The following is a 9,691-nucleotide window of genomic DNA, read 5'->3' on the forward strand; positions in this document are numbered from 1 at the left end:
GGTATCGGCGTACTCGACAAAGCCGTCGAAATACTTCACACCATCGCGGAATCTCCATGTGGGCTGGCTGAATTGTGTGACAGGACCGGATTGCCCAGGGCCACCGCGCACCGGCTGGCGGCCGCGTGTGAGTTTCATCGCCTGCTGAGCCGCGACGACGAGGGCCGCTGGTGCCTCGGGCCCGCAATCGTCGAACTGGCGGCACACGTCAACGATCCACTGCTGGCCGCGAGTTCGGTCGTGTTGCCTCAGTTGCGCGAGACCACCGGTGAAAGCGTGCAGTTGTACCGCCGCGAGGGCATTTCGCGGGTCTGCATAGCCGCACTGGAACCACCCGCAGGCCTTCGCGATACGGTTCCGATCGGCGCGCGGTTACCGATGACGGCGGGTTCGGGGGCCAAAGTGCTACTGGCCCACAGTGACGCCGCCACCCAGGCGGCCGTGCTGCCGACCGCGAAATTCACCGGCCGGGTGTTGGCCGAGGTGCGCCGACGCGGTTGGGCGCAAAGCGTGGCCGAGCGCGAACCCGGGGTCGCAAGCGTATCCGCGCCGGTGCGCGACGGCCGCGGTGCGGTGATCGCGGCGATCTCGGTGTCCGGACCCATCGACCGGATAGGCAGACGCCCGGGAGCGCGTTGGGCGGCCGATCTGCTGGCCGCCGCCGACGCTTTGACCCGCCGCTTGTGACGGTGCCGAGACTGCACTGAGAGCGCGATTTTCGGCCGAACCGCGACCTGTATTCAGTCTCGGCGCCACCAGTGCAGCCTCGGGACAGACGGCCTGACAGACTGACGCCATGGGAAGCAACCAGCGCGCGAGCATCGTCATGTCCGACGCCGAGATCGCCGATTTCGTCGTCAAGAGCCGTACCGGCACGCTTGCCACCATCGGCCCCGACGGCCAACCACATTTGACGGCGATGTGGTACGCCGTGGTCGACGACGAAATCTGGCTGGAGACCAAGGCCAAGTCACAGAAGGCGGTCAACCTCAAGCGCGACCCGCGGGTGTCGTTCCTGATCGAGGACGGCGATACCTATGACACGTTGCGCGGGGTGTCCTTCGAAGGCGTTGCCGAGATCGTCGAAGATCCCGATGCCCTGCACCGGGTCGGGATCAGCGTGTGGGAGCGCTATACCGGTCCCTACACCGACGATTTGAAGCCCATGGTCGACCAGATGATGAACAAGCGCGTCGGCGTGCGTATCGTCAGCCGCCGCGCCCGCTCCTGGGATCACCGCAAGCTCGGGTTGCCGGCCATGCCGGTAGGTGGCTCAACCGCCCCGGCGGCGGGATGATTGCTCGGCGGTTTTGTAGCCCCGATGGGATTCGAACCCACGCTACCGCCGTGAGAGGGCGGCGTCCTAGGCCGCTAGACGACGGGGCCAGACACAATCCGAGCAGTCAGCATAGCTCAACGCCGAAACCCGACCTAATCGCTTGGACATCGCTCTGCGCCATGGGACTTTGCTGGGGTACCAGGACTCGAACCTAGAATGGCTGAACCAGAATCAGCTGTGTTGCCAATTACACCATACCCCATTGGCTGCCTAAAACAGCTGGTCAGACCGCTTTCTCCGACCCGATACGGATCTCGAGAACGCCGCTGCCCGCCGTTGTGGGCCGACGTGCACACTACCAAAGACTCGCTGCGCAATCCTCATCCCGCATCGGCACGAGCGGCCCGCAGCCGCGCCAGACTGCGGTCGCGACCCAGTAGCTCGAGCGATTCGAACAACGGCGGGCTGATGGATGTTCCGGTAGCGGCGACCCGGATCGGCCCGAACGCCTTACGGGGCTTGAGCTCAAGACCGTCGATCAGCGCGGACTTGAGGGCTTCCTCGATATTCGCGGTGGTCCAGTCGGTCACACCGTCCAGTGCGGCCAGCGCGGCCTCGAGCACCCGATCCCCGTCGGGGCCCAGCTCTTTGGCGGCGGCCTTCGGGTCGATCGCGTAGTCGTCGTCGTTGAGGAATTTCAGCAGCTCCCAGGCGTCACCGAGCACGACGATGCGGGTCTGCACCAACTCTGCGGCGACCGCGAATCGCGTGTCGTCCAATTCGATGTGGTGGCCGTGTGCATCCAGGTAGTCGCGGAGCCTGCCGGTGAAATCGCCGGCGTCGAGCATCCGGATGTGTTCGGCGTTGATCGCGTCGGCCTTCTTCTGGTCGAAGCGGGCCGGGTTGGAGTTGACGTCGACGACGTCGAAGGCGGCCACCATCTCGTCGAGGCTGAACACGTCGTGGTCGTCGGCGATGGCCCAGCCCAGCAGCGCAAGATAATTCAGCAGCCCCTCGGGGATGAAGCCCCGGTCGCGGTGCAGGAAGAGGTTCGACTGCGGGTCGCGCTTGGACAGCTTCTTTGTTCCCTCGCCCAATACCGGTGGGAGGTGGCCGAATTCCGGTATCCGCTCCGCGACGCCGATCCGGATCAGCGCCTGATACAGGGCGAGCTGGCGCGGAGTCGACGGCAGCAGATCCTCGCCGCGCAGCACGTGCGTGATCTTCATCAGGGCGTCGTCACACGGGTTGACCAAGGTGTACAACGGATCTCCGCTCGCCCGGGTCAACGCGAAATCGGGCTGGGTGCCTGCGGCGAACGTGGTGGTGCCCCGCACCAGGTCGTCCCAGCTGAGGTCTTCGCCGGGCATCCGCAGCCGCACCACCGGTTTGCGCCCCTCCGCCAGGTGTGCCGCGCGCTGCGAGTCGGTCAGCTGACGATCGAAATTGTCGTAGCCCAGCTTGGGATTGCGCCCTGCCGCGACATGGCGGGCTTCGACCTCCTCCGGCGTCGAGAACGCGTAGTAGGCCTCGCCTGCCGCAAGCAGCTGGGCTACCACGTCCCGATAGATCTCGCTGCGCTGCGACTGCCGGTATGGGCCATAGGGTCCGCCGACCTCGGGCCCTTCGTCCCAATTCAGGCCGAGCCAGCGCAGCGCGTCGAGCAGCGCCAGATAGCTTTCCTCGCTGTCGCGTTCGGCGTCGGTGTCTTCGATGCGGAAGACGAACGTACCGCCGGTGTGCCGGGCGTAGGCCCAGTTGAACAACGCGGTGCGAACCATCCCGACGTGCGGAATGCCGGTGGGCGACGGGCAGAACCGGACCCGAACAGTCACGACTTTCCTTTGCGGACTACGGGATTGGTGAGGGTACCGATTCCCTGAATGCTGATGGAGACGGTGTCGCCGTCCTCGAGCGGACCGACACCGGCGGGAGTGCCGGTGAGAATGAGGTCACCGGGCAGCAATGTCATTACCCCCGAGATCCATTCGACGATGGCGCCGACGTCGTGGATCATCAGCGAGGTGCGGCTGTGCTGTTTGACTTCGCCGTTGACCTCTGTGCGCAGTTCAAGATCGGCCGGGTCGATCTCGGTGACGATCCACGGACCCACCGGGCAGAACGTGTCGTGCCCCTTGGCCCGTGTCCACTGGCCGTCGGACTTCTGTTGATCGCGCGCCGACACGTCATTGCCGATGGTGTAGCCGAGGATGTTCTCGGCGGCCCGGGCGGCCGGGACGTCTTTGCACGGCTGGCCGATCACTATCGCCAGCTCGCCCTCGAAGTGGACGGGTGATGCTTTGGTGGGCAAGCGAATCGGCACATTCGGTCCGACGATCGCGGTGTTGGGCTTCAGGAATATCACCGGGTCCGCCGGTGCCGGGCCGGTGGTGCCGCCCATTTCGGCGATGTGGTCGGCGTAGTTCTTGCCCACACAGACCACCTTGCTGGCCAGCATCGGGGCCAGCAGCCGGACATCAGCCAGGGGCCAGGATCGGCCGGTGAAGGTCGGCGTCCCGAACGGGTGCTCGGCGATCTCGCGGGCAGTCATCCCGCCGGGGTCGTCCAGGTCGCCGTCGATGCTGACGAAGGCGACACCGTCTGGGCTGGCGATTCGACCAAGGCGCATTCGGTTGAGCCTAGTAAGAGTGGTGGGGCCGTCGCCGGGCGCGTGTCTTTCAGCAGCAGGTGTCACATGCGAGCATGAGCGGATGCCGACGGACCCGACCCACACGGGCCCACTGAGCATGGGTGCACGCTGGGGAATCGTGATCATCTCGCTGGGGGTCACGGCGAGTTCGTTCCTGTTCATCAACGGCGTCGCCTTCCTGATCCCCGCGCTGGAAAGCGAGCGCGGAACCGCACTGACCCAAGCCAGTCTGCTGTCGTCGATGCCCAGCTGGGGCATGGTGTTCACGCTGGTCGCCTGGGGCTACGTGCTGGACCGCGTCGGCGAGCGGATCGTGATGACCGTGGGCTCGGTGCTCACCGCGGCCGCGGCCTACGCCGCCGCGTCGGCGCATTCACTGGTATGGATCGCCGTCTTTCTGTTCCTTGGCGGTATGGCCGCCGGCAGTTGTAACAGCGCCGGCGGCCGGCTGGTGTCCGGCTGGTTCCCACCACACCAGCGCGGCCTGGCGATGGGAATCCGCCAGACCGCACAACCCCTGGGCATCGCCGTGGGCGCTCTGGTCATACCCGAACTGGCCGAACGGGGCCCGCACGCGGGACTGATGTTTCCCGCGATCGCGTGCAGCGTGGCGGCAGTGGCCAGCCTGATCGGCGTCAAAGACCCGCCGCGCAAATCTCGTGCGACGGCCACCGAGCAGGAACTGGCCAGTCCGTATCGCGGGTCGTCGGTGCTATGGCGAATCCACGTCGTATCGGCGTTGCTGATGATGCCGCAGACGGTGACCGTGACGTTCATGCTGGTCTGGCTGATGAACCACCACGGCTGGTCGGTCGCCAAGGCCGGCGGTTTGGTGACCATCTCACAGCTGCTCGGCGCACTGGGCCGCGTCGTCGTGGGACGTTGGTCCGATCGCATCGGCTCACGAATGCGCCCGGTCTTCATCATCGCCATCGCGGCCGCTGCGACGCTGTTTCTGCTCGCGCTCGCCGATCAGGTGAGTTCGCCGTACGAGGTGCCACTCATGATCGTTATCTCGGTGATCGCGGTGCTCGACAACGGGCTGGAGGCAACCGCGATCACCGAATTCGCCGGGCCGTTCTGGAGCGGACGCGCATTGGGCATCCAGAACACCACGCAGCGGATGATGGCGGCCACCGGACCTCCGCTGTTCGGTGCGCTGATCACGGCGGCCAAATATCCGCCGGCCTGGGCCCTGTGCGGGTTGTTCCCGTTGCTGGCGATCCCGTTGGTGCCAACCAAGTTGGTGCCACCCGGGCTGGAGGCTAGAGCCCAGCTTGAATCCGCTCGCCGACGGCGGTGGTGGCAAGCCGTTCGCTTCCGCGGCTCGCCAGGTAGGTCTCGACGGCCCGGTCCACCCGGGCAGCAGCCTCATCCTCGCCAAGATGGGCCAGCAACAGCGCCACCGACATGATCGCCGCGGTCGGATCAGCGATGCCCTGACCGGCGATGTCCGGCGCGCTGCCGTGCACCGGCTCGAACATCGAAGGATTGGTCCGGGTCGCGTCGATATTTCCACTGGCGGCCAAGCCGATACCGCCGGACACCGCCGCGGCCAGGTCGGTGATGATGTCGCCGAACAGGTTGTCGGTGACGATCACATCGAACCGGCCGGGATCGGTCACCAGGTGAATGGTGGCCGCGTCGACGTGCTGATAGGCGACCTCGACATCGGGATACTTCTCGCCGATCTCCTGCACCGTCCGCCACCACAGCGAACCGGCGAACGTCAGCACGTTGTTCTTGTGCACCAACGTGAGTTGCTTGCGCCGCTTCCGGGCCCGCTCGAATGCGTCCGTCACGACCCGACGCACGCCGAACGCGGTGTTCACGCTGACCTCGGTGGCCACTTCGTTGGGGGTGCCGATGCGGATCGCACCGCCGTTGCCGGTGTAGGGCCCCTCGGTCCCCTCACGCACGACCACGAAGTCGATCTGGGGGTTGCCGGCCAGGGGGCTGCTCACGCCGGGATACAGCCGGGACGGTCGCAGGTTGATGTGGTGATCCAGCTCGAAGCGCAGGCGCAGCAACAGACCTCGCTCCAGCACGCCGCTGGGAACCGAGGGGTCACCGATGGCCCCGAGCAGGATGGCGTCGTGGTGACGCAGTTCGGGCACCACCGAGTCGGGAAGTACCTCGCCGGTGGCGTGATAGCGCCGGGCACCCAGGTCGTATTCGGTCTTCTCGACCCCCGGCAGGACGATGTCGAGGACCTTGACCGCCTCGGCTACCACCTCCGGACCGATCCCGTCCCCGGCGACGACCGCCAGTCTCGTCACGAGAGGTCAACCACCTCAAGCTTGTTGGCACCCACGGCGGCGCGGATCGCCGAGCGCACGTCGTCGGGAACGTCCTGGTCCAGCCGCAACAGGATCGTCGCGCTCGGCCCCTCGGTATCCTCGGACAGCTGCGCGGCTTGGATATTCACCCCGGCGGCTCCGAGCAAGGTACCGATCTTGCCCAGCGCGCCCGGCTGGTCGGCGTAGTTGATCACCAGGTTCGTGCCCTGGGCGCGCAGATCGAAGTTGCGGCCGTTGATCTGCACGATCTTCTGCACCTGCTGCGGCCCGGACAGCGTGCCGGCCACGTTGACGACAGAGCCGTCGGCGGCGACGGCCCGCACGTCGACGACGCTGCGGTGGTTGGGGCTTTCCGACGCCTTGGCGAGCTCGGCGGAAACGCCACGTTCGGCGGCCAGCGCCGGTGCGTTGACGAAGGTCACGGCATCCTCGATGACCGCTGAGAACAGGCCGCGCAATGCCGAAAGTTTCAGCACCTCAACATCTTCGGCGGCCAGCTCACCGCGCACCTGCACCGACAACGAGGCCGGCAGTTCGTCAGACAGTGCGGCGGCCAGCAAACCGAGCTTGCGCGCCAGATCCAGCCAGGGCGCCACCTCCTCGTTGACCACCCCACCGCCGACGTTGACCGCGTCGGGAACGAACTCCCCGGCTAGTGCCAGCCGCACGCTCTCGGCAACGTCGGTGCCGGCCCGGTCCTGGGCTTCGGCGGTGGACGCGCCCAGGTGCGGCGTCACCACCACCTGTGGCAGCTCGAACAGTGGGCTGTCGGTGCACGGCTCTTTGGAGTACACGTCCAGGCCGGCGGCGCGCACGTGCCCGCTGGTGATCGCGTCGGCCAGCGCCGCCTCGTCCACCAGGCCGCCGCGCGCGGCGTTGACGATGATGACGCCGGGCTTGGTCTTCGCTAGCGCCTCCTTGTCGATCAGGCCCGCCGTCTCCGAAGTCTTGGGCAGATGCACCGAAATGAAGTCGGCGCGGGCCAGCAGGTCGTCGAGGGACAGCAGTTCGATGCCGAGCTGCGCGGCCCGGGCCGGCGACACGTACGGGTCGTAGGCGACGACATGCGTGCCGAACGCGGCGATCCGCTGGGCGACCAGCTGGCCGATCCGGCCCAGCCCCACCACGCCGACCGTCTTGCCGAAGATCTCCGTGCCGTTGAACGACGAGCGCTTCCAGGCGTGCTCGCGCAGCGAGGCATCGGCCGCCGCGATCTGGCGAGACGCCGCCAGCAACAGCGCCAATGCGTGCTCGGCGGCGCTGTGGATGTTCGATGTCGGCGCGTTGACCACCAACACACCGCGCGCGGTGGCGGCGTCGACGTCGACGTTGTCCAGCCCGACCCCGGCGCGGGCGACGATCTTCAGCTTGGAGGCCGCTGCGAGCACCTCAGCGTCGACTGTGGTGGCGGACCGCACCAGCAACGCGTCGGCCTCGGGTACCGCGGCCAGCAGCTTCTCCCGGTCGGGACCGTCTACCCAGCGCACCTCGACCTGGTCGCCGAGCGCGGCGACGGTTGATTGGGCGAGTTTGTCGGCGATTAACACAACAGGCAGGTTCACGCGGCCAGCCTAGCGGCGACCGCCAGCGCGGCGGAGCCGGGCGCAGCGGGTCGCCGCCATCGGCCCCGCGGCGACCGCCAGCGCGGCGGAGCCGGGCGCAGCGGGTCGCCGCCATCGGCTCGATCGGCTGTAATCGACACATGGACGTCACCGTCGTCGGCAGCGGGCCCAACGGCCTCGCAACAGCCGTAATCTGCGCCCGTGCGGGGTTGAAGGTTCAGGTCATCGAGGCCCAGCCGACCTTCGGCGGCGGCGCCCGCAGCGCGGCCGACCTCGAATTTCCCGGAGTCTTACACGACGTGTGCTCGGCGGTGCACCCACTGGCCTTGGCGTCGCCGTTTTTCGCGGAGTTCGACCTGTCCGCGCGCGGCGTGCAGCTGGCGGTACCCGAGATTGCATATGCCAACCCACTGCCGGGGCGACCCGCGGCGATCGCCTACCGCGACCTGACGCGCACCTGCGCCGAATTGACCGACGGTGCGTCCTGGCGGCGCTTTCTCAGCCCGTTGGTGACGCACTCCGATGCGGTCGTGGCATTCCTGCTCGGCGACAAGCGGTCGGTACCCGGCTCGCCGCCGACCGTCGTCCGGCTCGGACTCCGGATGCTGACCCAGGGCACGCCGGCGTGGGGTGCGTTGAGTGGAGACGATGCCCGTGCATTGTTCACCGGCGTTGCCGCCCACGCGATTACGCCGTTGCCGTCCCTTGCATCGGCCGGCGCGGGACTGATGCTGGCGACACTTGCGCACGCGGTGGGGTGGCCGATTCCGGTGGGTGGCACCCAGATGATCTCCGATGCGCTGATCGCCGACCTGGGCGCGCATGGCGGTGAACTGACCGCCGGGACCGAAGTCACCGAACCCCCGGCGGGTGTCGCGGTCTTCGACACGGCTCCGACCGCGCTGCTCCGCTGCTACGGCGACGCACTTCCTGACCGATACGCTAATGCGTTGCGCCGCTATCGGTTTGGGTCAGGCGTGTCGAAGGTCGACTTCGTGCTCAGCGACGACATCCCGTGGTCAGACCCGCGGTTGCAGCAGGCGCCGACCCTTCATCTCGGCGGCACTCGCGAGCAGATGGCGCAAGCGGAGGCAGAAATCGCGGCCGGGCGCCACGCGGATCGTCCGATGGTGCTCGCCTCCGTTCCGCAGGTAGCCGACCCCGGCCGGATCGACAGCCAGGGTCGCCGCCCGTTCTGGACCTACGCCCATGTGCCGCCGAATTCCACCCTGGACGCGACCGAAGTCGTGACCGACGTCGTCGAACGGTTCGCGCCGGGATTCCGCGACGTCGTGGTGGCGGCCCGCGCCGTCCCCGCCGCACAGATGTCCGACCACAACGCCAACTACGTCGGCGGGGACATCAGCGTGGGCGGCAACTCGACCTGGCGCGCGATTGCCGGCCCTACCCCGCGCGTGAACCCCTGGAGCACACCGATTCCCACGGTGTACCTGTGCTCGGCGGCCACCCCGCCCGGCGCGGGTGTACACGGCATGGCCGGTTACTACGCCGCTCGAACTTTGTTGCGCCGTGAATTCGGCATCACCGATATGCCTAAGCTGAGCCCGTGACGAAACTTGCGATCATCTACTACTCCGCCACCGGCCACGGCACGTCGATGGCGAAGCGCGTCGCTGCGGCGGCCGAGGGGGCCGACGCCGAGGTCCGGGTGCGGCACGTCGCCGAGACGCTCGACCCGGAATCGTTCGCTAAGAATCCCGCATGGACGGCGAACTACGAAGCCACCAAGGACCTGCCCACCGCAACCGGCGACGACATCATCTGGGCCGACGCGGTGATCTTCGGATCGCCCACCCGATTCGGCTCTCCCGCAGCGCAATTGCGCGCCTTCCTGGACTCGCTGGGCGGGCTGTGGGCCGAAGGCAAGCTCGCGGACAAG

At 67.3% G+C, this 9,691-nt stretch carries 8 protein-coding genes, 2 tRNA genes and 1 pseudogene; 5 read left to right on the forward strand and 6 right to left on the reverse strand.

Annotation, left to right across the window (positions count from 1 at the left end; genetic code table 11):
• A partial coding sequence (locus tag VML93_RS22870; RefSeq protein ID WP_325614572.1) for an IclR family transcriptional regulator occupies nucleotides 1-687 on the forward strand: 687 nt, incomplete at its 5' end.
• Between the two features lie 109 nt (nucleotides 688-796).
• On the forward strand, nucleotides 797-1,297 hold the full coding sequence (locus VML93_RS22875; protein ID WP_325614573.1) for a PPOX class F420-dependent oxidoreductase: 501 nt from the start codon (nucleotides 797-799) through the stop codon (nucleotides 1,295-1,297).
• A gap of 16 nt (nucleotides 1,298-1,313) precedes the next feature.
• On the opposite strand, the gene VML93_RS22880 is transcribed toward VML93_RS22875, so the two are convergent.
• The 4 genes from VML93_RS22880 to VML93_RS22895 all read right to left on the reverse strand — a co-directional run bounded on the left by VML93_RS22880 (nucleotide 1,314) and on the right by VML93_RS22895 (nucleotide 3,908).
• Nucleotides 1,314-1,386 (reverse strand) — tRNA-Glu (locus VML93_RS22880).
• An 83-nt stretch (nucleotides 1,387-1,469) separates the two neighbouring features.
• Nucleotides 1,470-1,541: transfer RNA gene (locus VML93_RS22885), tRNA-Gln, on the reverse strand.
• 118 nt (nucleotides 1,542-1,659) lie between these two features.
• Complete coding sequence (gene gltX, locus VML93_RS22890) at nucleotides 1,660-3,114, reverse strand: glutamate--tRNA ligase (protein ID WP_325614574.1); 1,455 nt, start codon at nucleotides 3,112-3,114, stop codon at nucleotides 1,660-1,662.
• Nucleotides 3,111-3,908 (reverse strand): fumarylacetoacetate hydrolase family protein, encoded by a 798-nt coding sequence (locus VML93_RS22895; protein WP_325614575.1) that lies wholly within the window; start codon nucleotides 3,906-3,908, stop codon nucleotides 3,111-3,113. Before VML93_RS22895 ends, gltX begins: the two co-directional genes overlap by 4 nt.
• Before the next feature lie 118 nt (nucleotides 3,909-4,026).
• Between VML93_RS22895 and VML93_RS22900 the strand changes: the two are divergent.
• Nucleotides 4,027-5,061: pseudogene (locus VML93_RS22900) on the forward strand (MFS transporter); the annotation flags it as partial.
• 133 nt (nucleotides 5,062-5,194) lie between these two features.
• Here the strand turns inward: VML93_RS22900 and VML93_RS22905 are convergent.
• On the reverse strand, nucleotides 5,195-6,208 hold the full coding sequence (locus VML93_RS22905; RefSeq protein WP_325614576.1) for a 3-isopropylmalate dehydrogenase: 1,014 nt from the start codon (nucleotides 6,206-6,208) through the stop codon (nucleotides 5,195-5,197).
• Nucleotides 6,205-7,791 (reverse strand): phosphoglycerate dehydrogenase, encoded by a 1,587-nt coding sequence (serA, locus tag VML93_RS22910; RefSeq protein ID WP_325614577.1) that lies wholly within the window; start codon nucleotides 7,789-7,791, stop codon nucleotides 6,205-6,207. Before serA ends, VML93_RS22905 begins: the two co-directional genes overlap by 4 nt.
• Nucleotides 7,792-7,931: 140 nt before the next feature.
• On the opposite strand from serA, the gene VML93_RS22915 reads away from it, so the two are divergent.
• Nucleotides 7,932-9,362 (forward strand): NAD(P)/FAD-dependent oxidoreductase, encoded by a 1,431-nt coding sequence (locus tag VML93_RS22915; RefSeq protein WP_325614578.1) that lies wholly within the window; start codon nucleotides 7,932-7,934, stop codon nucleotides 9,360-9,362.
• A partial coding sequence (locus tag VML93_RS22920) for an NAD(P)H-dependent oxidoreductase (RefSeq protein WP_325614579.1) occupies nucleotides 9,359-9,691 on the forward strand: 333 nt, incomplete at its 3' end. The genes VML93_RS22915 and VML93_RS22920, both read left to right, overlap by 4 nt.

Source organism: Mycobacterium sp., from assembly GCF_035499775.1.
GTDB lineage: Bacteria > Actinomycetota > Actinomycetes > Mycobacteriales > Mycobacteriaceae > Mycobacterium.

Coding starts and splice junctions, on each gene's coding strand:
- VML93_RS22875 (WP_325614573.1), top strand. CDS start 797: ATGGGAAGCAACCAGCGCGCGAGCATCGTCATGTCCGACGCCGAGATC.
- VML93_RS22915 (WP_325614578.1), top strand. CDS start 7,932: ATGGACGTCACCGTCGTCGGCAGCGGGCCCAACGGCCTCGCAACAGCC.
- VML93_RS22895 (WP_325614575.1), bottom strand. CDS start 3,908: ATGCGCCTTGGTCGAATCGCCAGCCCAGACGGTGTCGCCTTCGTCAGC.